Origin of the sequence: Mucilaginibacter yixingensis (assembly GCF_041080815.1) — a bacterium.
GTDB lineage: Bacteria > Bacteroidota > Bacteroidia > Sphingobacteriales > Sphingobacteriaceae > Mucilaginibacter > Mucilaginibacter yixingensis.
In genome coordinates this window covers 5,275,057-5,300,533 of record NZ_CP160205.1, presented here as the reverse complement: position 1 = coordinate 5,300,533, position 25,477 = coordinate 5,275,057, and the positions used below count along the sequence as shown (strand labels likewise).

The 25,477-nt window shown below is 48.4% G+C and carries 22 protein-coding genes; 7 read left to right on the top strand and 15 right to left on the bottom strand.

What is annotated here, in order from left to right:
* Nucleotides 1-97: 97 nt before the first annotated feature.
* From ABZR88_RS22120 to ABZR88_RS22105, 4 genes are all read right to left on the bottom strand, one after another.
* Nucleotides 98-517, bottom strand: a complete 420-nt coding sequence (locus ABZR88_RS22120; protein ID WP_107831082.1) for an OsmC family protein — start codon at nucleotides 515-517, stop codon at nucleotides 98-100.
* Between the two features lie 44 nt (nucleotides 518-561).
* The gene (namA, locus tag ABZR88_RS22115) at nucleotides 562-1,635 is read right to left on the bottom strand and encodes an NADPH dehydrogenase NamA (RefSeq protein WP_107831084.1); all 1,074 of its coding nucleotides are present in this window, start codon (nucleotides 1,633-1,635) and stop codon (nucleotides 562-564) included.
* Between the two features lie 106 nt (nucleotides 1,636-1,741).
* Nucleotides 1,742-2,215 carry a universal stress protein gene (locus ABZR88_RS22110; RefSeq protein WP_107831086.1) on the bottom strand — a complete coding sequence of 158 codons (474 nt, stop codon included), beginning with the start codon at nucleotides 2,213-2,215 and terminating at the stop codon, nucleotides 1,742-1,744.
* 83 nt (nucleotides 2,216-2,298) lie between these two features.
* Nucleotides 2,299-3,582: a voltage-gated chloride channel family protein gene (locus ABZR88_RS22105; RefSeq protein ID WP_107831088.1), complete on the bottom strand. Its 1,284-nt coding sequence runs from the start codon at nucleotides 3,580-3,582 to the stop codon at nucleotides 2,299-2,301.
* A gap of 220 nt (nucleotides 3,583-3,802) precedes the next feature.
* Here ABZR88_RS22105 and ABZR88_RS22100 point away from each other — a divergent pair, with 220 nt between their 5' ends.
* Nucleotides 3,803-4,753, top strand: coding sequence for a tryptophan 2,3-dioxygenase family protein (locus ABZR88_RS22100; protein ID WP_107831090.1), 951 nt, complete (start codon nucleotides 3,803-3,805; stop codon nucleotides 4,751-4,753).
* A 162-nt stretch (nucleotides 4,754-4,915) separates the two neighbouring features.
* Entirely contained in the window at nucleotides 4,916-5,983 is a 1,068-nt protein-coding gene (locus tag ABZR88_RS22095; protein ID WP_107831092.1) for a branched-chain amino acid aminotransferase, read from the top strand.
* A gap of 199 nt (nucleotides 5,984-6,182) precedes the next feature.
* Here ABZR88_RS22095 and ABZR88_RS22090 read toward each other — a convergent pair whose 3' ends face one another.
* A complete protein-coding gene (locus tag ABZR88_RS22090) occupies nucleotides 6,183-7,331 on the bottom strand; it encodes a lactonase family protein (RefSeq protein ID WP_107831094.1) in 1,149 nt (382 codons plus the stop codon).
* A gap of 159 nt (nucleotides 7,332-7,490) precedes the next feature.
* Between ABZR88_RS22090 and pdeM the strand changes: the two genes are divergently transcribed.
* Together pdeM and ABZR88_RS22080 are read left to right on the top strand one after the other, a co-directional pair.
* Nucleotides 7,491-8,153 (top strand): ligase-associated DNA damage response endonuclease PdeM, encoded by a 663-nt coding sequence (gene pdeM, locus ABZR88_RS22085; RefSeq protein WP_107831096.1) that lies wholly within the window; start codon nucleotides 7,491-7,493, stop codon nucleotides 8,151-8,153.
* Nucleotides 8,154-8,202: 49 nt separating this feature from the next.
* Entirely contained in the window at nucleotides 8,203-9,054 is an 852-nt protein-coding gene (locus ABZR88_RS22080; protein ID WP_107831098.1) for a 4-hydroxy-3-methylbut-2-enyl diphosphate reductase, read from the top strand.
* A gap of 173 nt (nucleotides 9,055-9,227) precedes the next feature.
* On the opposite strand, the gene ABZR88_RS22075 is transcribed toward ABZR88_RS22080, so the two are convergent.
* The 4 genes from ABZR88_RS22075 to ABZR88_RS22060 form a co-directional block, all read right to left on the bottom strand.
* Entirely contained in the window at nucleotides 9,228-11,762 is a 2,535-nt protein-coding gene (locus ABZR88_RS22075; protein WP_107831100.1) for a M14 metallopeptidase family protein, read from the bottom strand.
* A 452-nt stretch (nucleotides 11,763-12,214) separates the two neighbouring features.
* On the bottom strand, nucleotides 12,215-12,697 hold the full coding sequence (locus tag ABZR88_RS22070) for a gliding motility lipoprotein GldH (RefSeq protein WP_245917111.1): 483 nt from the start codon (nucleotides 12,695-12,697) through the stop codon (nucleotides 12,215-12,217).
* Nucleotides 12,678-14,234: a regulatory iron-sulfur-containing complex subunit RicT gene (locus tag ABZR88_RS22065; RefSeq protein WP_107831104.1), complete on the bottom strand. Its 1,557-nt coding sequence runs from the start codon at nucleotides 14,232-14,234 to the stop codon at nucleotides 12,678-12,680. The genes ABZR88_RS22070 and ABZR88_RS22065 overlap by 20 nt, the downstream gene beginning before the upstream one ends.
* Before the next feature lie 2 nt (nucleotides 14,235-14,236).
* Nucleotides 14,237-15,382 (bottom strand): hypothetical protein, encoded by a 1,146-nt coding sequence (locus tag ABZR88_RS22060; RefSeq protein WP_107831106.1) that lies wholly within the window; start codon nucleotides 15,380-15,382, stop codon nucleotides 14,237-14,239.
* A gap of 147 nt (nucleotides 15,383-15,529) precedes the next feature.
* Here ABZR88_RS22060 and ruvX point away from each other — a divergent pair, with 147 nt between their 5' ends.
* A complete protein-coding gene (ruvX, locus tag ABZR88_RS22055) occupies nucleotides 15,530-15,940 on the top strand; it encodes a Holliday junction resolvase RuvX (RefSeq protein ID WP_107831108.1) in 411 nt (136 codons plus the stop codon).
* A gap of 125 nt (nucleotides 15,941-16,065) precedes the next feature.
* On the opposite strand, the gene ABZR88_RS22050 is transcribed toward ruvX, so the two are convergent.
* Complete coding sequence (locus tag ABZR88_RS22050; protein ID WP_107831110.1) at nucleotides 16,066-16,641, bottom strand: hypothetical protein; 576 nt, start codon at nucleotides 16,639-16,641, stop codon at nucleotides 16,066-16,068.
* Nucleotides 16,642-16,692: 51 nt separating this feature from the next.
* Here ABZR88_RS22050 and ABZR88_RS22045 point away from each other — a divergent pair, with 51 nt between their 5' ends.
* Nucleotides 16,693-18,771: a VWA domain-containing protein gene (locus tag ABZR88_RS22045; RefSeq protein WP_107831112.1), complete on the top strand. Its 2,079-nt coding sequence runs from the start codon at nucleotides 16,693-16,695 to the stop codon at nucleotides 18,769-18,771.
* A gap of 281 nt (nucleotides 18,772-19,052) precedes the next feature.
* On the opposite strand, the gene ABZR88_RS22040 is transcribed toward ABZR88_RS22045, so the two are convergent.
* The 3 genes from ABZR88_RS22040 to ABZR88_RS22030 form a co-directional block, all read right to left on the bottom strand.
* Complete coding sequence (locus ABZR88_RS22040) at nucleotides 19,053-20,240, bottom strand: class I SAM-dependent rRNA methyltransferase (RefSeq protein ID WP_107831141.1); 1,188 nt, start codon at nucleotides 20,238-20,240, stop codon at nucleotides 19,053-19,055.
* A 188-nt stretch (nucleotides 20,241-20,428) separates the two neighbouring features.
* The gene (locus ABZR88_RS22035) at nucleotides 20,429-21,127 is read right to left on the bottom strand and encodes a fatty acid desaturase (protein ID WP_107831114.1); all 699 of its coding nucleotides are present in this window, start codon (nucleotides 21,125-21,127) and stop codon (nucleotides 20,429-20,431) included.
* A gap of 46 nt (nucleotides 21,128-21,173) precedes the next feature.
* Complete coding sequence (locus ABZR88_RS22030) at nucleotides 21,174-23,000, bottom strand: FAD-dependent oxidoreductase (RefSeq protein ID WP_107831116.1); 1,827 nt, start codon at nucleotides 22,998-23,000, stop codon at nucleotides 21,174-21,176.
* Between the two features lie 190 nt (nucleotides 23,001-23,190).
* On the opposite strand from ABZR88_RS22030, the gene ABZR88_RS22025 reads away from it, so the two are divergent.
* Nucleotides 23,191-23,721: a YfiT family bacillithiol transferase gene (locus tag ABZR88_RS22025; RefSeq protein ID WP_107831118.1), complete on the top strand. Its 531-nt coding sequence runs from the start codon at nucleotides 23,191-23,193 to the stop codon at nucleotides 23,719-23,721.
* A gap of 637 nt (nucleotides 23,722-24,358) precedes the next feature.
* Here ABZR88_RS22025 and recO read toward each other — a convergent pair.
* Nucleotides 24,359-25,084, bottom strand: coding sequence for a DNA repair protein RecO (recO, locus tag ABZR88_RS22020; RefSeq protein WP_107831120.1), 726 nt, complete (start codon nucleotides 25,082-25,084; stop codon nucleotides 24,359-24,361).
* The gene (locus tag ABZR88_RS22015; protein WP_107831121.1) at nucleotides 25,074-25,439 is read right to left on the bottom strand and encodes a diacylglycerol kinase family protein; all 366 of its coding nucleotides are present in this window, start codon (nucleotides 25,437-25,439) and stop codon (nucleotides 25,074-25,076) included. The genes recO and ABZR88_RS22015 overlap by 11 nt, the downstream gene beginning before the upstream one ends.
* Nucleotides 25,440-25,477 lie beyond the last annotated feature (38 nt).

The window sequence follows — 25,477 nt, the reverse complement described above, 5'->3', positions numbered from 1 at the left end:
ACGCATCCTCACCCTACTCCTCGCAATGACAGACGGACATACCAACAAAAAAGGGTGACCCAACCGGCCACCCTTTTTTGTTGCATTAAGCTATTACTTATGCGTAAGTAACGTTTAGCGTAATTGGCACACTCAGTGCTTTTGAAATGATACAGTTTGCTTTTGCACCTTCTGCAATTTCTTTGAATTTAGCTTCGTCAACACCGTCAATGGCAGCGCCGGTAAGTTCCAGGTGAATGCCGGTGATGGTCAGGTTAGCCATATCCAGGTCAAGGATAGCCTCGGTGTTCAAGTCGCCAGGGGTAAAGCCTGCCTGAGTTAGAACAGCACCTACAGCCATAGTAAAACAGCCTGCATGTGCAGCAGCAAGCAGCTCTTCAGGGTTGGTGCCCACGCCAGATTCAAAACGGGTTTTGAAAGAGTACTGGGTGTTGTTTAAGGTAGTGCTTTGAGTGCTCAGTTCGCCCTGGCCGTCTTTCAGGGTACCGTTCCAATGTGCTTTCGCGGTTCTTTTCATGGTTCTTGAGTGATTTAAGATGTATTTGTTATAAAGATAAGTGTTTAATGCCACTTAGCGCGCTCATATTGCACCGGCCATTTAATTTCTGCACCAAGCTGATGCGCTGCACGCAGGGCAAAGTGCGGATCGCGCAGGGCCTCACGGGCAATAAAAACCAGATCGGCCTGACGGGCCTTTATAATATCCTCGGCTTGTTGCGCGCTGGTAATCAGGCCTACAGCACCGGTAGCAATGTCTGCACCATGGCGCACCGCTTCAGCAAAAGGCACCTGGTAACCGGGTTTCACATTAATTTTTGCACCATACACGTTACCCGCGCTTGAGCAATCAATCAGGTCAACACCCTCGGCTTTTAACAACTTTGCTAACGCGATGGACTCATCAACGGTCCAGCCGCCTTCGGTCCACTCGCTCACAGAAAGGCGCACCAGCAGCGGCAGGTCTGCCGGCCATACTTCTTTAATGCCCTCTACAATTTCCAACAGCAAACGAGTTCGATTTTCAAACGAGCCGCCATACTCATCCGTACGATGATTGCTGATGGGGGAGAGGAACTGGTTGATCAGGTAGCCATGTGCGCCGTGTAGTTCTATCAGCTTAAATCCAGCTTGCAACGCGCGGGATGCCGCCGCCTTGAAATCGGCCTTAACTTTTTCTATGCCTGCTTTATCCAGCTCTATGGGCGCTTCGTTTCCTGGCTGGAAGGGGATAGCGCTCGGTGCTACATTTTTCCAACCATTAGGCTGGTCTGACGGGATTTGTGCACCACCGTTCCACGGCTGGTGATGGCTGCCTTTACGGCCGGCATGTGCCAGTTGTATACCAGCCACCGCGCCGTGCTCATGTATAAAATCAGTAATCTCTTTTAGTTTGGCGATGTGCTCGTCTTTATATATCCCCAGATCGGCAAAGCTGATGCGGCCCTCGGGCGATATGGCCGCCGCCTCTGTAATAATCAGTCCGGCGCCGCCGGTGGCAAATGCACCCAAGTGTACCAGGTGCCAGTTATTAGCGAAACCGTCAACAGACGAGTACTCGCACATAGGCGATATCACTACGCGGTTGCGTAACTGTATCGATTTTAAGTTAAAAGGAGTAAATAGATGCGATGTCATGCCGCCAAAGGTATCTGTGTGATGTTGATTGTGTGTTAAATGTTTGTCAAAATGCCCAGGTAGCCTCTATCCATGACAATCAAATTACCAGCCCTAGTCATCAAATCTACTTTTCTTCTTCTTTTGGCATCGGCACAACAATTACCGGTACGGGCGAGTAGCGCACCACATGCTCGGCTACGCTCCCCATAAACAGACGGTCTAAACCGGTGCGGCTGTGTGTACCCACCACAATCATATCGGCATGAAACTTCTTGGCGCAATCAACAATACCCTCGGCCGTTGGTCCAAATTCGGTAAAGTGAGAGATATCCTCGCCATGACCATATTTTGTTATTACGCGGTCAATCATGTTTTCAGAGCCCTGCTGTTGCAGGTCCATTAACTCTGGGGCCACGTAGTTCACAACGCCCTCTATGGGCATGCCCACGCCTGTATCTGTTGCTTCCATCATTGGCACTGGTTGTATCACATGCACCAACCCTACCGCAGCGCCCAATTTCTGAGCCAGTTCAAACCCGTATGCTATGGCATGGTCGGCAAACTTGCTATCATCCACGCCTATTAAAATCTTTTTCATGTTTAGGCTATTATATACTTACCTGAATAAACAATAAAAGCGCAATTTGTTTGCATAGGCACACTGATAATCAAGCTGCTTTTTTATTCAACAGTTTTAGGGGTGAGCCAACGTTGCGCGCTATAAATACCGGTATTGCCGCTAAAAAAGTAGGCTGTAAAACAGGCTACTGCATAAAACAGCGCATACTCGCCGCCAAACAACTCAATACCCATAATAGTGCAGGCCAGCGGCGTGTTGGTTGCCCCGGCAAAAACCGCAATAAAACCCAGCGCCGCAAAAAGACTTACCGGCGCACTCATTAGCGTAGCCAGCGTGTTGCCCAGGGTTGCACCAACGTAAAACAACGGGGTTACTTCGCCGCCTTTAAAACCGGTACCCAGCGTAATGGTGGTATAAAGCAATTTCCACAGCCAGCTGAAGAAATCGGCACCGCCGGGCCGGAAGGCCGATACAATGGTTACCGCGCCAGGATACTCGGGGCTTACACCCAGGCTCAGATAATCGGGCTTACCCAAAATAACCGTGAGCAGGATGATGATAACACCACCGCAAACCGGGGTGAGCCATTTAATTTTAATGTATTTGTTAGAAATGCCTTTAACGGCATGCGCTGTTTTGGCAAATGTATAAGCCGCCAGCCCAAATACCGCTGAGGCTACAATGGTTTTTAACAACAACCATACGTTTACATGCAGTTGGTGCCCGTAGAATAACTGACCGGCCTCTACATTACCAATATGATATTGTGTGTGCATAATACCCCACGCAGATACCGTCGCATCGCCCACCAGACCGGCAATAAGACAGGGCAATAGCGAATCATACTTAATGCGACCGATGGTCAGCACCTCCAGGGCGAAGATGGTGCCCGTTAACGGCGTACCGAAAACCGCCCCAAACCCTGCGGCAATGCCAGCGGTAAGCAGCATTTGTTTATCAGCCTGATTGAGCTTGAACCATCCGGCAAACAAATTAGCCAAACTGCCGCCAATTTGCACGGCCGTACCCTCGCGCCCGGCAGAGCCACCGAACAAGTGGGTAATTACTGTAGTAACCAAAATAAGCGGGGCCATGCGGCGGGGCACGCCTGCGCCGGGTTCGTGAATCTCGTCGATGATCAGGTTATTGCCTTTCTCTGCCGAGGCACCGTAAAGCTTATACAAAAAATGGATGAGCACACCCGCAACCGGCAGCAAATACAGCAGCCACTTATGCCCAAACCTAAAGTTGATGGCCCAGGTAAGCAACCACAAAAACAGGGCTACCATGCTGCCAATGGCAATGGCAACGGGGATGGACAACAAAGTCCAGCGGATGAGATAACGAAAAAACGGAAGATTTTGGTTGATGACTTTTTTAAACATAACGCTACTTGCAAATAAATGAAAATTTATCCGGGTAGGCGCATTAGCTTTTGAGGGCGGTTCAATTAGGCGGCAACCATCGCCTTGTTAGTACGGTGCAAAGATGATTTTTTTATTTCAGATTTCGGATGTTCGATTTTGGATTTATTAAGAGCATGTCATTGCCTGGTCGATACTCCTTGCAATGACAACTGATTAAAACTAATCACTAAATTAGTATATGGACATTACGCCTGAAATTGCCGAACGTCTGGCCCAACTGCAACAGAAGTATGAGGCTATGGGGCAGGATATGACCAGCTATCTTGACGGGTTGCTGCATGCCGATTTCCTGACTTATTGGGATTACATCCACCTGGATACCCTGCTCAGTCTCCAAAACCCTAAAACACCGTTCCCTGATGAGGAGATCTTCATCATGTATCATCAGATTACAGAGCTGTATTTTAAGCTGGTGCTGCATGAGTGCAAACAGATTGCCGGCAATGAGCAATTAACAGCGGAGTTTTTTACCACACGGCTAAAACGCGTCAACCGTTATTTTGATGCGCTTACGCAATCGTTCAGCATTATGGTGGATGGGATGGAGAAAGAGCAATTTCTAAAATTCCGCATGTCGCTACTGCCGGCCAGCGGATTTCAGTCGGGCCAGTACCGGATGATCGAGATCTACGCTACAGATTTCATCAACCTGATAGCTAAAGACAAGCGACAGGAACTCCGCGTAGCCACCATTGAAGAACAGTTTGAATACATCTACTGGAAATTTGGCGCTACCGAACTATCAACCGGCAAGAAAACACTCACAATCAAGCAATTTGAAAAGAAATACGCCCAAACATTTATTAATCTGGGCAAGGCCAACATCACCAGCAATTTCAATAAGCTTTATCAACAACTGGCCGCCAATGGGCAGAATACTCCTGAGCTAAAAAGCCAGCTGCGCAGCTTTGATGTGCATGTAAACGTAAACTGGCCGCTGGTGCATTATAAATCTGCCGTTCGCTACCTCCACCGCGAGCCCGAAGAGATCAAGGCCACCGGTGGAACCAACTGGCAGAAGTATTTGCCGCCGCGTTTCCAGAAACGTATTTTTTACCCTGACCTGTGGAGCGCAGAGGAAATAGAAAACTGGGGTAAGGGTTGGGTGGAAGATGCTTTAGCGCTCTAACCCCCTGAAGGGGGAATTACTGAGCATTGTTGCAAGGGGGCTTACTAGAAAAAGTTCTAAATAACACCATATACGTCATTATTTACTAAAGGATTACAAACCTTGTGGCCAAAAAATGCTACATTGCCCATCTCATTTATTCACATCTTTTTTCATAAAGTCATGACTGATACGCTGGACATCAAGATCACGAAGACGCAACAATCGCGTTTAGCACAAACAGATTTCAGTAACCTGCCTTTCGGGCAAATATTCACCGACCACATGCTGGTCGTCGATTATGCTGATGGCGAATGGAAAAATTTCCAGATTGTCCCTTACGGCCCGCTGGAACTGAGCCCTGCTATTTCTGCCCTGCACTACGGACAGGCCTTTTTTGAAGGACTGAAAGCATATAAACACGCCGACGGAAAGGTCACCATTTTCCGTCCGGACAAAAATGCCTCACGCTTTAACAAAAGTGCCGACAGGCTGTGCATGCCGCAACTGCCGGAAGATATTTTTGTGAACAGCATTGCTGCCCTGGTTGATTTGGAGCGCGAGTGGATCCCTACGGCTCCTGGTCACTCGCTTTATATCCGTCCGTTTATGTTTGCTACAGACCCATACCTGGGCGTGTCGCCATCAAAAACGTATAAATTTATTGTGTTGTGCTGCCCAGTGGGTGCTTACTTCTCAAAACCACTGCGTGTGAAGTTTGAGAGCCATTATACTCGTTCTGCCGAAGGTGGTTTTGGTTATGCCAAAGCAGCCGGCAACTACGGTGGTTCTATGGAGCCATTTAAAAGAGCGGCCGAAGAAGGTTTTGATCAGCTGATCTGGACCGATGCCAAAGAGCACCTGTACGTAGAAGAAATGGGCGCAGCCAACGTAATGTTTGTACTAGACGGCAAGTTGGTAACCCCATCAACCCGCGATACCATTCTGGATGGTGTAACCCGCGACACGGTAATAGCCCTGGCCCGCGATTGGGGTATGCCGGTTGAAGAACGCCGCGTATCTATTGCCGAGGTGGTTGAAGGCGCCAAAAACGGCAGCCTGACAGATGCCTTTGGTGCCGGTACTGCTGCTACCATTGCCCCGGTAGGCGCTATGCACTACGATGGTGTAGATTACCCGATGAGTGATCCAAGCACCCGCGAGTTCTCTCAAAAAGTATTAAAAACCCTAAACGCCATCCGCTACGGCGAGGCGCCTGATACGCACAACTGGAATTTTCTGGTTGGGTAACCTCAGGATTTGAAATAAAACAAGAAAGGCGCTTCGTTGAAGCGCCTTTCTTGTTTTTATATATCTTTTGTCATTGCGAGGAACGGCAGAGGAAAGCGGGCAGGAGTGACGAAGCAATCCCGTCACATGCATGGCCGTTAATCATGGCCAAATGTCCTCAGACGAGATTGCTTCGTTCCTCGCAATGACAAATTGTTTTTTACTCCGCAGGCGTAAATTTCAAACAAGACGGATTACCTACACTGATCTTATTACGCGTCAGCGTCAGTTTACCGGTTGCTTTATCGCGCTTGTAAACATAAATATCGTCACTCATCTGATTGGCTACCAGCAGGAAATTACCAGTTGGATCAATCACAAAGTTGCGTGGGGTTTTGCCCATGCTTGGTTTGCGTTCAACAAAGGTCAGGCTGCCGGTATCAGGATTAATCGCAAAAACCACAATCTCGTTAGCGTCACCACGATTGGTGGCATAAAGAAACTTGCCGTCGGGCGATACATGGATATCCGCCGCGCCTACTGCACCTTTAAAACCATCGGCCACTATGCTGATAGCTTCAAGTTGTTTGGGCTCACCTTTGTTGTAATCGTAAACATAAATCACGCCACCCATTTCGGTAATCAGGTACATAAACTTACGGTCGGGCGTAAAATCAATATGTCGCGGACCATGACCGCCTAGCACTTTCACAACGGATGGATCGGCCGGGGTTAACGGTTGCGGTTGCGACGGCTTGTAGCGATAGATGTTCAGCTTATCGGTACCCAGATCGGTATACAGCAAATACTTTTCATCTGGCGACAGCACCGCCGTATGCACGTGCGGTCCTTCCTGACGGGCCTTGTTAGGACCTGTACCAGCATCCTGAATGGTTTGCACCACCGGCAGCAAGGTACCATCTTTAGCAATCGGCAATACAGAAAGCGCACCGCTGGCATAGTTAGCCACAAAAACATGCTTCTGCGCTTTATCAATAGAAATGTAGCACGGACCGGTACCGGTAGACGGTTGCTTGTTCAGCAAGGCGATGCGTCCTTCTTTCGGGTCGAAAGAAAACGAGCTCACGCTGCCCTTACGCTCGGTACCCACCTCGTTCACCGAGTAAACAAAATGATTATTGGCAGCAACGCACAGGTATGATGGATTATCAATACCATCCACTTCATTCAAATAAGCCGTAGCGCCGGTTTCGGTATAAAAACGATAAACGTAAATGCCTTTACTCTCGCCGGTGGTATAAGTACCGATGAGCAGATCGAATGATTTTGGGGTATTGTCTTTAGGCTTTTTCTGAGCAAAAACAGGCACGGCCGATAAAAGCGCCATTGCCAGCAGGATTCTTTTCATAACATTATTGGTTTTGCAAACGCAAGGTAGGGATTTGTAGTGAGTTGTGAGTAGTGAATTGTGAGTGGTCGACTGGTGAACGGGCAGGGCAAATCGTATCCCGCATAAAACCACTCACTCCTCACCATTCACAACTCACTAAATAATTATCTTTGTACTATGACGACTGCTGCCGGGCTGGAGATTGAATTACAGGGACAAACACTATCACTTTTACCGCAAAAAGCTATTTACTGGAAAGAGGAACGTGCGCTGATTGCGGCCGATGTGCATCTGGGTAAAGTTGGGCACTTCCGTAAAGCAGGCATTGCCGTACCGCGCGATATGGAACAGGATGACCTGGCTTGTCTGTCTGACCTGATCGAAGAATATCATCCAGAGAAGATTATCTTTCTGGGCGATCTTTTCCACAGTGATATGAACAGTGATTGGGAGTGGTTTGCCCTTTGGCGCCGTCACTTTGCACATTTGCAAATTGTCCTGATCCGCGGCAATCATGATATTATTCATGACAGGCATTACATCCAACTGGATGTGGACTTACATAATGAATTATTGGTTGGCCCATTCCTGATGCTGCACCACCCGTTAGTTGATGAACAACTGGAACAGGCCAAAGGCTATGTATTCTGCGGACATATCCACCCGGGCGTTTGCCTGAGTGGTCGCGCTCGGCAAAGTGTTACCTTGCCATGTTTTGCCTTTGGCGAGCGACAAGCCATTCTGCCATCATTTGGCAAGTTTACCGGCAGGGTAGCCTTGCGCCATCGGGAAACTGACCGCATCTTCGGAGTACTAAAAGACAAGGTGATTGCGGTCTGACATCTTCCTATATACTACTAATTCATTTTCTAACTAACTTTGCATCAACATGGGCGAGTATAATTTACAGGTTACGATAGATCAGGATTCAGGTTTTTGTTTCGGAGTGGTATATGCCATTGATATGGCGGAAGATATACTGGCCGAAGACGGCTACCTCTACTGCCTGGGCGATATTGTGCATAACGATGAAGAGGTAGAGCGCCTGAAAGCAAAAGGACTGCGGATTATAGATCACAGTCAGCTGAAAGACCTGTATAACGAGAAAGTGCTGATCCGTGCCCACGGCGAAGCACCGGAAACCTACCGCCTGGCCATGGAGCATAACATTATGCTGATTGATGCCTCATGCCCGGTTGTACTGAAACTGCAGAACCGCATCAAAACATCGCATGATAATGACGAGCAGATTGTCATTTTTGGCAAACATGGCCATGCCGAGGTAATTGGCCTGGAAGGGCAAACCAACGGCGAAGCTCTGGTTTTTCAAGACATCACCGAACTGGACGCACTGCCATTGCCGCAAAGCTTTACCCTTTATAGCCAGACCACTAAAAGCACCGAGAAATTTTATCAGATCAAAGAGCATTTACTGGCCAAAGGCTACGAGGTTAAGGCTAACGATACCATCTGTCGCCAGGTATCTAACCGCGACAAAGACCTGCCCAAGTTTGCCAACCGCTTCAACAAAATTGTTTTTGTATCGGGCAAAAAGTCATCAAACGGCAAAGTACTTTACGAGGTATGCCGCAAACATAACCCCGATACTTACTTTGTATCATCTGTTGACGAGCTGGACAAAAACCTGTTTGCTCCGGGCGATACCATCGGCATAGCCGGCGCAACCTCAACTCCAATGTGGTTGATGCAGCAGGTAAAAGCCGCTTTGGAAGCTTTTTAGCCCCCAGCCCCTAAAGGGGAGTTTAGTTTCTTATGACGATTATTGGGTGTCATCCTGAGCTTTGTCGAAGGGTGCGCGAAGGCCTCCCTCTCTGCAAAGCGTATTGATGAGGGGCACCGCGCGTGTCTCGACTGGGGCTCATTACATCACCCTTTTTTATACTCTGGCTCCCCTCAGTTCCCTACCATAAACACCGCGTTACTAAACAGTAATTTACCGTTCTCCCATAACTCGCGGAACAGCGGATCATCTACCATATAAACTACCGTGCCCCGGCCAAGAGGTTGTACGCCCAGCAGCATACCGTCCATTATTTTATTCTTGCTGGTTTGCCCTACAAAGCCGGCCACAAAGCCGTCTTTTTTTATAGTGCCTACGCTCCAACCATCATCGCCCAGAGGGGCATAAATCTTATCATCCAGCTTTAGGGTATAATAGTAATCGGGCAAGCCATAGGCCAGCGGGTGGGTATTATCTAACCTCATTTTGTAGATGGCGCCGGGCACACTGGTTTTAAGCGATTGCCGCTCACGCTCACCGTAAACCCGGGTATCATCGATGGTCTTCTTTTTTTTGTCTTTATCGGCTTTTTGATCCTTATCGTCTTTGCCGTCTTTATCCGAGTCTTTCCCGCTGATGCGGAAGCCTTTTTTATCTTCCAACGTTGCTGCCCCGTCGCCTATGGCAATCAGCTTGCCGCCATCATGCACCCAGGCCTGTAGTTTATCAGCAGGCAAATCGGGGTAGTTGCCATCAGGCAGAATGAGCACATCAAAGTCTGACAACTTTACCTTTCCTAAATCCTGGTAACGCACCAGCGTGAGCGGGTAGTTAATCTGCTGTTCAAAGAAATGCCAGATCTCGCCCACATTTGATGATGACGTACCTTCATTGCTGAGCAGCATCACTTTCGGTTTGGCTATCAGGTGCACTTCTTTAGAGCCAATGTCTGCCCCCTTATCTACAAAGCCCGATGAGAGCGCTGTGAGTTCGCGCTTAAACTCCTTAGCCGCGCCGCTCACCAACTGCTCAAAATCCGGGCGACTGTTGCCCGCACGGGTAATAATGATTGATCCACGGCTAAACTTTTTCCCCGCCGCCTCAAAAGGCATCTCAGCATACCGCACGCGGATGTTTTTCTTCATCAGCGCCGCCATAAATTTCACATCCTCTACCGACTGCCACGCACTCACATAAGCATAAACCGGCGATCCTGGTGCCGGCACATTTGCCTTCAACGCGGAAATGGTTTGTTTGCCATCAGCAGCTTTTACCTCTTCTTTCAGCCCATAAGCCTTTAAACCGTAAGCATAAGGTAAAGACCAGGCGGTGATATCATAAGTATTGCTATCGGCCACAAAGGTTTTAGGCTCCAACAATACACTGGCCAGAACAGATTTGGGTTGATAAGCGTCAATCACCATATCATTAGGGCCGATGTTAAAGTTCTCCGTCTTCAGATTAAAATAATTGAAACCATTGGCCGGGCGACTAACCCCAAAGCCATATTGAATGCCGTTACGATCCAGTAGCTGCCCCAGTGCATTGATCTTATCCTGATTATCGTTCTTAATTACATAAGTCTTATAATCACCCGGCGGATTGCTGCGGCTGTTATCATAAAACTTTTTAAACTCATCCACCGCTTTCTGGGCGTATTTGGAGGCCGTCTCTATCGTACTCAAACTATTGGCATGGTGATGGGCGATGCGGTCTGCGAGGGTAAGCGTATCGTTACCGGCCGTTATCACCGCCAGACCGCCGCTAATACCGCCCTGCTCATAAGTCATCCCGATGGAACCGTTATACAACGGATAGGTATCGCCATAGGATGGATACAGCAAATCAAACTCCTCATGTGTAAAATACATCCAACCGTTCTGATCAAACAGTTTGGCGTTGTTTTTACCGATGATGGTTTGAAACTCGCGCTGCCACGCAGTAATTACCTTATGAAAAGGCTCGGCTGCGGGTGCAAAATAGTAGGGACTGTTATAGCCCTGCTCATGAAAATCAACATGAATCTGCGGGAGCCATTTATTAAAAAGACCTACACGGGCCTGAGTTTCTTTCTGTGTTTGCCAGGCCCAGTCGCGGTTCAGGTCAAAGTAGTAGTGATTTACTCTGCCACCGGGCCAAGGTTCGGTATGCTCGCGCGAAGCAGGATTGGCGTCTGGGATGCGGTCGCCCACCATGTTGTAGTAGTTTACGTAACGGTCGCGCCCATCAGGGTTAACACAAGGGTCAATGATGACCAACGTGTTTTTAAGCCAGGCCTGCGTTTTGGCATTCTCTGGATTAGCCACATCATACAGCGTCCACATGGCAGCCTCGCTTGATGATGGCTCGTTACCATGCACATTATAGCTCAGCCATACAATTACGGGCGGATTGTTGATAGCGACACCATTGTCCAACCCGGCAAGCGACAAATTATACTTGCGGACTACCTCAAGTCGGTTAACATTTTGTTCAGACCCGATAAACGCTACTAAAAGCGGCCGCCCTTCGTTAGTGGTGCCGTATTGTTGCAGCTTAACGTTTTTTGACGCCTGTGCCACATATCTAAAATAATCTGCAATACGCGAGTAGAAAGTAAAATGCTCACCCAGCCGGTAACCCAAAAACTCAGCCGGCGATTGCAGCTTTTGCGCCTGCACGGCACAAAAACAAAACAACAATACTATCAGGAGATATAATTTCTTCATGATGCGGATACTCTAATTTAATAAAGATTTGGCATCATACCTAACTTGTCATATCGACCAACGGGAGATATCTTATACCGATTGCAAAGCAGAATTGCCAAGTCGTCTACATCACTGCAGGTATAAGATCTCTCCTCACCGCAACACACAACCCATTCTGGTTCGTTCGGGATGACAATAGTTAATTTAACTGACTTTCACCTGCAGCCATATGTCCATGCCTGCACGATATTCAGCAAGAACGCTGAATGCTTTTGGTTCGGTCAAGCGCAGACGCTTGACCGGGCGCAGAGGTATTGGATGCAAATTCACGCCCGCTCAAGTCCCTATAAAAACAAAATGTCATCTCGACCAACGGGAGAGATCTTTTCGGAGCGATAAGCTTTAATACTTGATCGAAAAGACCCCTCACTATCGTTCGGGATGACATTTTTATATAAAGTTTTGTAGAATTACTTAGCCTTCTCTATCCTCAACCCAACGTCACTTACTTCGCGCAGCGGGTTATCGCGCATGTTCTGCTCAATAGCGAAATGGTAAGTGCCCTTGGCCGGGAAATGATAGTTGGTTTTAAAAGGAATACGGAAGCTGTACAGGTTGCCTGTGCCGCTACCCAGCCAGGCGCCTTCGGCGTTAGCCAGCTTGAGCTGATAGCGCATTACGCCAGACTTCATGTTAGGGCCCGAGGTATGCAGCAACACGTAAAGGTTGGAATATTTATAATCGCCCGTTACACGGACGTTAAAGTAAAGGTTATAAGCCGCAGACGGATCATCAATAATTGGCTCAAACCGGATTTGGTTGGCGTATGACCAATTGCGGCTGGCAATCTCTGTGTTGTCATCCATCACCCGGTTAGGGTCGTTACAGGCGGCCGTCATCAGCATAAATAATAACAGCGCGGGTAAAATAAATTTAAGCCTGGCTAGTTTCATTGCTGCTGTTACCGGTGTTGCCGCCCTCTTTATTATTACGGTTTTTATTTCTGTTGCCGCGGTTACGGTTATTACGCTTGTTACGGCTCTGACCTTCACCGCCGCCCTGCGCCTCTGGAGCACCTTCTGCCGGAGCTGCTACGTTTGGCTCGCGCTGTGGGCGCTCGGCTTTAGGTTGCTGCTGGGCGTTCGGGTTATTTTGCTGGTTAGGCTGTTGTTTTGGCCTGTTTTGCTGCTGCTGTTTGGGCTGATTGTTTTGCCTGTTGCGGTTCTGATTTTGATTCTCGCCCTCGCCGCCGCGGTTGCCCTGGTTGTTTTGTTTATTCTGCTGCTGCTCAGGTTTGGCCTGCGCATTTTGCTGCTGATTATTTGGCTTGCCTTGCTGCTGTTGCTGCGGCTGGCCACCTTTGCCTTTGCTCTTGGCTTTCTTTTTATTACGACTGCGCTCGTCTAAACGGGTAAGGCTGTCTTGACCAACTACGTTCTCGTAATCGAGTACTTTGGCCGGCACTACCGGTTTTTCTTCCTGCACCTCGCCAAGGTCTGGCGGTAATACGCCCTCCTTGTTCATCCGCTGAATTTCTTTTACGCGGTTAATATGCAGCGGTATCCAGCTCTCGGCCTGCGGGAAGCTGAACCACATCATGCGTTTAAAAATGTCGGTTTTTTGCAGACGGGCATCGCCTTTTTCAGTCCTCAACACATTAACGTTATCCGGGATGTGTTTCAGGGCATCCATATAGGTATCCAGCTCGTAGTTAAGGCAGCATTTTAGCTTACCGCACTGTCCGGCCAGTTTAAGGGTATTTAACGACAGGTTCTGGTAACGTGCAGCAGCGGTAGATACGGTCTTAAAATCAGTCAACCAGGTAGAGCAGCATAACTCACGCCCGCACGAGCCAATGCCACCCAAGCGGCTGGCCTCCTGGCGCATACCAATCTGGCGCATCTCAATACGGATACGAAATTGCTCGGCCATCTTCTTGATCAGCTCACGAAAATCAACACGGCCTTCGGCAGTGTAATAAAAAGTAGCTTTGGTTTTATCGCCCTGGTAATCCACATCGCTCAGCTTCATGCTCAGGTTAAGATTGAGCGCCAGCGTACGGGCCTTGTGCATGGTTTCCCACTCCAGGCCTTTGGCAGCTTTCCATTTATCTACATCGGCAGGTGTTGCTTTGCGGTAGATTTTTTTGGTTACATCGGCCTCTTTAACGTGGCGCTTCTGCATCTGCATACGCACAAGTTCGCCGGTGAGCGATACGTGGCCAATATCATAACCGCCGGTGGTGGTTTCTACCGCCACCAGTTCGCCTGCTTCCAGGTAAAGGTTATCCTGATTGACATAAAAATCCTTACGCGACCCTTTGAATTTTATTTCAATGATCTGGAAAGGCCTATAATTTGCCGGCATGTCCATATGCGACAGCCAGTCGTAAACATCTAATTTACTGCAGCCGTTGGTGAGGCAAGAGCCATTACTTTTGCAGCCCGCAGGCGTACATCCACCGCCTGTAGAACAACTTCCACATCCCATAATTAAGTTGGTATATATTGAGCCCCTGTGGGGAACGTTTTAAAATACAGTATTTTGATAAGCTGTAAAGATACATCTAAAAATAATATTTTGGGATTAGCGTTTCTCTCCACATGATAATGCGCTTTCTCCAGCTCATCCCCAATGGCTTCGGCCATGCGGGCGGTTATTAGTTTGGCCATTTTTTCGGCCGTTTCCAGTTCGGCCGGCGGCAATTTTACCAGGTTGCCTGCACCTGATACGATCAGACAGATCTCGCGGATAAAACTAATGCCATACCGCAAAAAGTTCTTCTGATTCTCACGGCCCAGCTTGGCCAGTCCATCGGTAAAGCCAATTACTTCCTGGCCTTTGTTGGTTACGCACAGGCGCAGCCATTGCACAAATTGCTGATGGTAGCCGTTATCGTCCTGCTGCAGCATATTGAGCGCTTCGGTCAGGTTGCCGTTGCTCAGGTAGGCAATCTCGCCGGCGGCATGCTCGGTTTGATGATGGGCCGATATCAGGAATGATTTCACTTCCTCATACCCTGGCGGCGGTATTTTAACCAGTTGCGTGCGTGACAGGATGGTATTCAGTATCTGATCCTGATTTTGGGCCACCAACAGGAATAGCGTATTAGGCTGAGGTTCTTCAATAATCTTTAGCAGTGCGTTGCCTTCTTTGTCCAGAAACTCCGGCAACCACATGATCAGAATTTTATAGGCCGATTCAAACGGTTTCAGGCTCAGTTTTTTGATTACCTGGTGGCATTCGGCTATGTTGATGTTGGCCTGCTTGTTCTCGGCTTCCAGGTACCCGCGCCAAATATCAAGGCTCAGGTATGGGTTAGCCAGTAGGGCCGCGCGCCACTGTTCTATAAACGTAAGCGCGGTATCGTCTTTATGTTTGGCAAAGAAGGGGTATGAAAAATGCAGATCGGGGTGTGCCAGTTTCTGGTATTTACGGCACGATGCGCACTCGCCGCAGGAGTCGTCTGCCAGGCGGTTTTCGCAGCTAACATATTGTGCATAAGCCACGGCCAGCGCCAAACTACCCGACCCTTCCGGACCCAAAAATAGCTGCGCATGGCTCACCCGGTTCTCTTTCACCGAGTTAAGCAGACGTTGTTTAACATCATGCTGGCCAACTATTTGTTTAAACTGCATTGGTGCAAGGTAATAATTTACACTGAGTGGTGAATAGTGAGTAGTGAGTTTTTTGCGAGTGATATTTTATTTTACAATTAACCAACTCTCATTATTAAGAAATACATTTGCATATAACTACTCACTATTCACCATTCACAACTCTCTATGCCCCGCATCATGGCCTTTGATTATGGCACCAAACGCATTGGTATTGCGGTGACCGACCCGCTGCAAATTATTGCTACCGGACTAGATACGGTGCACCCCAACCAGATCATCGAGTATCTGAAAAAATATATGCAAGCCGAACCTGTAGAACGTTTCATTGTTGGCGAGCCCAAGCAGATGGATAACACACCATCGCAATCGGCCCAACACGTGCGTGGCTTTGTGAACTTATTGAAAAAGACTTTCCCGGAGATTCCCATAGAAATGTTCGACGAACGTTTTACCTCTAAAATGGCCACCGCCGCCATACTGCAAAGCGGCGCCAAGAAAAGCCAGCGACAGGATAAAGGACTAGTGGATACCGTATCGGCCACGATTTTGCTGCAGGGCTGGATGCAGAAGTTTTGATCTGATAAAGACTAACATGATATAACGTAGAGCCACATATTTGTGGCTCACATATCCAGACAGGGTGCCATCCTGAGCATCGTCGAAGGGCGCGCGAAGGCTTTTATAACGTTGTAATCATCGAACTAAATCTGAATCCGCGTACCCAACTGCTCTGCGCGAGTAACAACGATAGCAGGCCTGCCTTTATATTTACTAACCACTCCGCCGAAATGCCATTTGCCACGGCGTGCGTTTTTACACTCTCTGTTGGTTTCAGATCCTTTTATCAGTATTAATATTTGTTCGGTCCGGCGCAAACCACCAACCGTCAAGACAGTTAGAGAATCATTGATCGTTCTATAACTCCTAACTTCGTCATATAGGTAAACGTCCTTACCCATCATCTTCGCAGCCTCTTTGGCAGTAATGGCTTGTTCTTCCTGATTTAGTATTCTATGTCCTAACAAAGAATCAACGGACCTTTTACTTTGGGCAGAAATTTTTGATAACTGGCAGAAAAATATAAAGCAGATCAGGAAAAGGTATCGATTCATAGATATAAAACTACTTAAATATTTAATAACGCTAGCCGTCGCACACCCTTCGACGATGCTCAGGAGGGCGCTCTGTTGCGTCAATGAGCCACAAATATGTGGCTCTACATTATATCCTGTTAATCTTAAAAATGCGTTAAATCCCAGTTCATTTTTTTTTCGCATTTTGCAGAAGCACCGCCTAACGCTTCGCGCCAACCGCCGTGCCATAATCCTATGCCATTATTATTTGCCATTACATGGGGCTCTGTTTCTGGTTGGTGGACGCCGGTCTGCCTGCTGTTGGGCGTGTTGTACGCCTGGTTGCTCTATCGTAACCCGGTAAACCTTACCCGGCAAATGCGCAATCTATTGGCCGTACTTCGAGCGGTAGCCGTTGCCATTGCGGCCTGGCTGCTGGTATCGCCCATGATTAAGGCCGTAAACTATGAGCCGCAAAAGCCGTTGGTGCTGATTGCGCAGGATAATTCATCATCCATCAAAGATTTCCGGGCGCAGGGCTTTGATCCGCAGCAAATGGAGCAGCAACTATCAGCCTTGAAAAAAGATTTGGGCGATGATTATGATGTACGTACGTTCAACTTTGACGGCAACCTACATGATGACTTCTCGACCACCTACAACGGCAAACAGACGGACATTGCCGCCGCCATCCATCAACTGAATGATCGTTTTGTGAACCAGAATATCGGTGCGCTGGTATTGGCAACCGATGGCCTTTATAATCACGGTGCCGACCCACAATACGAGGCGCGCAACCTTAAAACCAGTATTTACACCATTGCCCTTGGTGACACCATTGCCCGCCGCGATTTATTGATTGCCAACGTAAATTATAATAAAACCGCTTTTCTGGGGAATGATTTTGAGGTAGAAGTACTCACTGCCGCCAACCAAAGCAAGGGCGAGCAAATGCATTTGATTATTACTGAAGACGGTCGCCCTATTGGCAGCCAACAAATTGCAGTGACCGACAACACCTTTCGCAAGGCAGTAACCTTAAAATTGAATGCCGATAAAAAGGGCGTGCACAAATTCACTTTCAGCATTGCGCCGATAAAGAACGAAATTTCCACTCAAAACAACACCGAGACCATTTATGTGGAAGTGCTTGACGCCCGACAGAAGATTTTGCTGGTATACAGCGCACCACATCCTGATATCACGGCAATCAAACAGGCCATCGAGAGCAATCAGAACTACGAACTGAAAACCCTGCGTGCTGACGAGGTGACCGCTGCCACCAAATGGAACGACTATAGCCTGGTGATTTGCTACCAACCAACCGGAACACTGGCCGCACAGGTGGCTAAAACCCGCGTACCTGTTTGGTACATAGCCGGCACACAAACCGACCTCAGCACACTCAATAATTCAGAAAAGTTATTACAGATTAACGCTGATCGGACTGATGTACAAGAGGTTTTTGCCCAACCGGCTGATGGTTTTGCATTGTTCACCCTGGCCGACTCTACGCAGCAAAAGCTCAAGCTTTTCCCTCCGCTGCTGGCTCCTTTCGGCAGTTTTAAAGCTGCTGGTGGCGCTACGGTGTTTATGAACCAACGGATAGGCAACATCGTTACCAAATACCCGCTGCTGGTTTTTGGTGATGAGGGCGGTCGCCGCGAGGCAGTGCTGGCCGCCGAGGGTATCTGGCGCTGGCAGCTGTCAGAGTTTCAGGCCTACGGCAGTCACCATGCGGTGGAAGACCTGTTTAGTCAGGCGGTGCAGTATTTAACCGCCAATGCCGGTCAGCAGCGGTTCAGGGTGTATCCGGCTAAAGCGGTATTTGATGAGGGAGAGAATGTATTGATCAATGCAGAGCTTTACAATGATGCCCTTGAACTGACCAATACCCCTGACGTGAAAATCAACCTGCAAAATGATGCAGGCAAGAATTTCAGTTTTCTTTTCAGTCGCGCGGGGCAAAGCTATCAACTCGATGCGGGCGTACTTCCAGCTGGCGAGTATACTTATACTGCCACCGTAAAACTGGGCGATAAACCACAAACCGCCCGCGGACAGTTCACCATCAAAGCCCTTAACCTGGAAACCCGTCAAAGCACCGCCAATCATCAGTTGCTTTACGCGCTGGCCAAACAATCTGGCGGACAAATGCTGCAGCCATCGCAAATCAGCGAGCTGGCCAAACTCATCCGCAAGAATGAGAACATCAAAACGGTGGTTTATGAAGATAAACGCTACAGCGATTTGATTGACTCCAAACTGGTTTTCTTCCTGATACTGGCACTGCTGAGTGTAGAGTGGTTTTTGAGGAAAAGGGAAGGAATTTAAACCAGGATTTTTAGGATTTACAGGATACAATGTAGAGCCACATATTTGTGGCTCATTAAGCTCGTTTAGACCACCGTACGAGTTTCGACAGCGCTCAATATGACACCCTCGCCTTTCTTTGATTCGATTTTATGCGCATCGGATGTCATCCTGAGCTCCGTCGAAGGGCGCGCGAAGGCCCAATTGCACGTTTAGGCCGCCGCACATATGAATAAGAGCCACAAATATGTGGCTCTACGAGGTATCCTGTAAATTCTAAATTTTCGTTAAATCCGGGTTCTTTAAAATACCCGGCACAACAATCCCTTCAAATACTCCCCTTCAGGGAACGATGAGCGCACCGGATGGTCTTCTGGCTGGCAGAACTGGTAGATAAACTGCACCTGCTTGCCAGCGTCCAACGCGGCCCAGGCCAATACCTGTTTAAATGCCTCCATATCCATAGCGCCAGAGCAGGAGTAGGTAGCCAGCAGGCCACCCCTGTTAAGGAGTAGCATGCCTAATCGGTTCAAATCTTTATAAGCACGTGCAGCGCGGTCTAAGGCCGAACGTGATGGTGCATATTTAGGCGGGTCGAGCACAATAACGTCAAACGTTTCGCGAGCCTCGCGGAAGGCGCGGAGTTGTTTGTTGACGTCTGATTGGATGGCGCGGTGTTTATCGGCAGGCAGGTTATTGAGGGCGATGTTCTTTTTCAATGTATCAATGGCCAGGGCAGAGCTATCTACGCTGGTTACTGATGCTGCCCCCTGGTGCAAACTATTCAGCGTGAAGCCGCCGGTATAGCAAAAACAATCCAGCACAGATTTGCCTGCGGCAAAGCCGGCCAGGATGCGGCGGTTATCACGCTGATCGCAATAAAAGCCTGATTTTTGTCCCTCGGCAATGTTGATGCCGTAGGTGATGCCATTCTCTTTTACCTCCACCAGTTCGGGCGGGGCTTCACCGGCCAATACACCGTGCGATGCTTCCATACCCTCGTGGGCGCGGGCGCCGGCATCGCTTTTATCAAAAATGCCTTTCGGGTTGAGTAGCTTTTGCAGTTCGTCAATAATAACGCTCATGCGTTTTTCCATGCCCGAGGTGAGCACCTGTACCGAAAGGTAATCGGCATATTTATCAACAATGAGGCCGGGCAGGTAATCGGCTTCGCTAAAAATCAATCGGCAGGTATCGGTGGTTTTATCGGCCAGCAAATGGGCACGGCTGTCAACCGCCTGCTTAACTTTGGCACGAAACCAATTGTCATCAACCGCTGTATTTTCGTCCCACTCCAGCAAACGTACCGCCACGCGCGACTGATCATTATAAAAGCCCCAGGCCAGAAACTGCCCTTTAATATCGGCCAGGCGCACAATATCGCCATTGGCAGGGTTACCTTTCAGTTTTTCTATCGCTCCTGAAAATACCCAGGGATGGCGTTGCAGTACGGCTTTTTCTTTGCCTTTCTTCAGCAATACGTTGATGATCATCGTGCAAAGATAGTTAACCTCACCCAAACCCTCTCCAAAGGCGAGGGCTTAATTGGCAAGCAGGACATCATACCATATAAAAACATTGTCAAGTGCGAACAGGGTTGAGCGGGAAGCCCTGAGTTTCGTCACCCTTACGCACGCGCCCCGGCGTTCCCCGCAATGACAAAGTTGTCTGTCTTTCTTCAAAAATCTCCCCTTTGAGGAGATTTAGAGGGGTGTCGCCACAGTAACCACCACGGCGTATCCGGCGAGTCATGGTGCTCATAATGGTACCCAAAGAAATAACAGGATATAAAAGCCCACGCGTGATTGCGTTTTTGGCTGCGCGATTGGTGCACGTTATCATGCTCGCCACGGTGAGGCAGATAGGTGCCGAAGTAAAACAGTTGCAGCGTGCTTAGTAATGATGGTGCCACCCAAAACAAAAGCAGGTTGGGCTGTGGGATCCATATTTTAAGAATATTGAACAACACTGCCATCCAGATGATTTGCCAGATAGAAAGATAGTTCTTCATGAACTGGAAATACCAGCGCCAAAAGCTGCCGTCATAATAATCTGGATCCTGTGTGGTATGCACATGTCGATGATGCTGATGGTGCTTTACATACAATCGCGGGTACCAAAACGCGGCATACAAAAACGTACAGCAGTAACCGATGATATTGTTGACAGACTTGTTGGGAGAGATGGTGCCATGCATGGCATCATGCGCGGTAATAAACAGGCCCGTATACAAATGCATTTGCACCAACACCAGCAAATAAACCAGCGGATTGGCAAAGCTAAAATGCCATTGCATCAACACAACGGTACCCGCCACCCAACAGCCTAAAACCGCCAGAGCAATAAAAGTACCGGTATGAGCAACTTTGCCAGGCATATTTATCTAACAGGCGCAAGTGGGTATTGTTGACATGCGGAGCAGATCAATTCACTACCTTACCGTTCACGTCAACTTTAGTTTTAAACGGATTAACGTATTTGTTCATCAGCACCGCAAACTCGTAACGTGTGCAGGGGCGATCCATATCAAACGGCTTACTGAATTTGTAGACGTCCTGCCATTGATTTTGCATCATCATCTGGAATGATTTTGGGTCAGTAAGCGTCTGGTCGCAGATGAAGGATAACAGATTGGCTACGGTAAACTGTTCCCCTGGCTTGTTTCTACCAAACCAGATAAAGGCACGGGTGTACAGATCCATCAGCATAGGTTTTACATCTGCTGTACTGATTACCGAGTCCGGCTTAAACAGAGTTTGAGCCGTGCGACCCTTAGTCTCCTGCACCAGCTTAATTAATCCGGTGGCGCTGATCTGCTCCAGCGAGCGGAAATATTTATCGGTTACGGGCACATCGGCAAAAGAGTAAAGCATCCCATGATAATCCAGTATCTCGGTTTGAATGGTGCGCACATCAAGCGTTTTAGTAGTCTTTTCAAAAAATACGCAATAGGCAGCGGCGGCACCTACACCTTGCCCCAACGTCATTTGTACAGACGGATAGAATGTACTGGCATTGACCAGGTGCGTGGTTGACATGCCTTTCTCGGTCACAAATAAATTGGTAACGTTGCGACAAACGATTGCCCCCAGCGGAATGGTATAAGCCGGCAGCGGCGGGTAATTCGTCTTCGGTGCTTCCGGATCTTCATAATGCTGACCAAAGCCCGCGTCGCCTACGCCAATGCTGGTACGGTACAGGTTGTTAGCGTATGGCGTATAAATCTCATTCAGTGTCATGCGTACGTCGCCGGTCATGCGGCGATACTCACGAATAAATGGGATATAGGGCAAGTTATCTGACGATCCAAACTCACGGTCATCAATCCCAATGTTTTTAAAGCCCATCTCATTCTGCAAAAAATAGATCATGCCCATGGTATGCAGGCGCAGCTTCTTATAGAAAGCCTCGCGCTTCTCTGGCGATAGATCTTCTACCGTTATGCCGTAGCTATTGGCGCACTCGCCCCACTTAATCATGTATTTGCTATTGGGCAGTTTGGCACCTTGCAGCATTTTGTTAATATCCATACCCTTCAGGCAGGCATAACGTGAAGGATCATAATCTTCGGGCTTAGGCATCAGGTAGTGGGCGGTTTTGCCGTAATCTTTTACCACGGCAACCCAGGTTACGTCTTCAATCAGCGGCAGCGCTTTTTCTGGGGCCAGGGCTTCGCCGGTTTCCGCGCGACTGTCAAATCCGCTGGTCATCACCGCACCGGCTTTAGTGGCCAGATCTGCCCATGGGGTGGCATCCACCAATACCTTGGCTTTTATAGTTACCGGTTTGTTATCGATGGTAACGGTTACTTCCCAGCCATCGCCATCTTTCTTTACATCAGTGTAAGGCGTTTTTAATTTTACGGTGAGGTTTTTTACCGTATCACAAAGCTTCTTTAATATGGCGGCTCCCACAAAGGGCTCAAAGCGCACGGGCGCAGTTGCACTGGTATCAAACCCGGGTTGATGACGGTAAAACTCGTTAACCTTGCTTCTAAACTCGCCCCACACGCCCGAGGGCATCGTTTTGTTGCCCTCCAGTATGCACATACCACCGGCAGTCATCTCACCACCCAACCAAGGGCCAGGTTCTATCAGCATCGTCTTTACCTTACTGCGTGCACTTTGTACCGCAGCAGCCGTGCCACTGGCCGTACCGCCCACAACCAAAACGTTGGTTTTAATGGTTTCGGCAAAAGTGGTGGCAACAAAAAACAGGATAAAAAGCAGAACCGGGAGTTTTTTAGTCATGGGGTAAAAATAACATCTGTAAAACGTAAATTAGGGTTAACCATTATGTTACGCAAAAAATAATAGCCTAAAGTACACTACTATCATTACAATAAACCACAGGGATTTTGTTTTAGACTGATTGATAACAGTTAATTTAGCATGGCGCCAACAATGGTTAAACCTGACACCAAGAAAGATTAAAATACCTATGCTTACCGACGAACAGATGCGCTACCCTATCGGGAAATTTGAAACGCCGCAAACCTATACACCTCAACTAATTAAAGAATGGATTGACGTACTGCGCAACCTGCCTGCCCAAATGCGTGCGGCTACCGCCAGATTAACTGACGCTCAGCTTAACACGCCTTACCGTAAAGAGGGGTGGACACTACGCCAGGTGGTCCATCACGTGCCAGACAGCCACCTCAGTGCAATGTTGCGTTTTAAATGGGCACTTACAGAAGATAATCCAACCATTAAACCGTATAATGAAACCGCCTTTGCGCAACTACCGGAGTATAGTTTAGACATAGAACCATCATTGGCCTTATTGGAAAGCCTACATGGTAAACTAGTAATCTTACTGGAAAATTTAACTGAATCTGATCTGGAGCGCACCTATTATCACCCTGAATCAAAAACTACTGCACCTTTAAAGCAGGTAATTGCTATGTATGCCTGGCACAGCCGCCATCACCTGGCGCATATTACCGAGACGGTGAAGAAGTTTGCGTGATAAACAAATTGACTATGTCATTCTGAGCGATAGAATCCCGACGGTGGGACTATGAAAGTGCAATGACAAACGAGAGGGCTGTCAGTCTGAGCTTGTCGAAGACTCGCGCGGAGAGGCCCACCCACCATGCTTCGACGGGGCTACCCATGACATGTTGTACTTTGTGGGTAAAGTAAGTGCTGATGTTGAGCGTCAGTCCGGCTCAGTCGCCGCCGGAGGGCTGTTAGTTTTTCGTAGTATAATTTGCTTCTTAAAGGCACTCAAGAAGGCTTCGCCGTTTGAGGCACCAAAGTAACCAAAGCGCTTAACAGCGTAATGGCTTCTTTGCCGCACAGAGCCATACCCTGCAAATCAGTCAGCACCACAGGGCCGCAATTACCGCCCCTGCTGTCGCTCCGCGCAAGCCCTGCGCTTCAGGCGGCAATTGAATGCCCTCTGCCACCACACAAACCCTTCTTGTGCTGCCCGCTTTCACCAGAAGCCCGACGCTGTTGGTTAACGGCTAATAACGTCATTTCACCTTCATAGTCCCGAAAGCAGGAATTCTATTACTCAGCATGACATGTTTTTCGCGTAGCTTGCTTAGTTCCTCGCAATGACACAATTGGCTATCGCCCCAAAAAAAAGGCGATTTTAATCAACTTAAAATCTCTTCCAGCACCTCGTGCGAGCGGATGTGACCGAACCCCTCAATGTGCAGCGCATAATACTCCAGCAGCTTATCCAGCAGGTAGCGGCGTTCGTCATTTTTCAGGCGGATGTTGCCTAAGTTCTCAAAGTTGAGTTGCAGCAGATCGTAAAAGTTTTGGGTATGTGGCGGCGACAGGTACAGCCAGCTCTCAGGCTTGTAACGACTGAACGTGCCATTTTTCAGATCAAAGTAGTCGGCACCTTCGGGTTTATTTTTATCGGGGTAGAAGCCCAGGTGCCGGCTCAGTCGGAGCAGAAACACCAGGTGAAAGTTGGCCAGGTTATCGTCGGTATTATCCAGCAGTTCTATGGCGTAAAATATGAAATTGAACAGCGCCTCGTCGTCCGTTTGCTGTTTAACCGATTTGTAGAGCACCTCGTTCAGAAACAGCGCGATGCTGGTTTTAATTACATCATAGGGAATGCTTTGCAGCACGGGCAGCGGTTTCAGCTCAGAGATGCGCTGGATGCCGCCATTGGGCTTATGATAAACCACCAGGCTAAGCAGATGCAACGGCTGCAACATATTACGACTCACCTTTGCACGCGGCTTATTTACCCCGTTGATGATGTACGATTGCAAGCCGAAAGCCTCGGTATAAAGCTGAACAATTACGCTGGTCTCGCCATAATCGGTCACTTTAAAAACGATGCCACGGGTTTTATGCAGCATGGATGAGCGCTATAATTTTCGGCAGAAAAATAATCAACCCTACACCCAGCGCAAAAATGGCGATGATCAATACAGCCGCGGCTCCCGCGTCTTTTACGTGCCCGGCCTTGGCGTTGTACTCAGGTGATACCAGGTCGGTCAGCACTTCGATAGCGGTATTAATCAGTTCTGCCGAGATGACCAAGGCCACGCACAACATCACCCACATCCACTCGCCGGCAGAAATGTGTAAGGCATACCCCAGCAAGCAAGCCGTCAGCATAGCCACCACATGGATTCTGAAGTTAAGTTGCGTAGCCGCCGCGTACCCAAAGCCTTTAAAGGCATAACCAAAACTGCGGATGAGTTTTTTCATGTGGGGTAAAGATAGTGCCTTCGGCGGAGATTTAACTA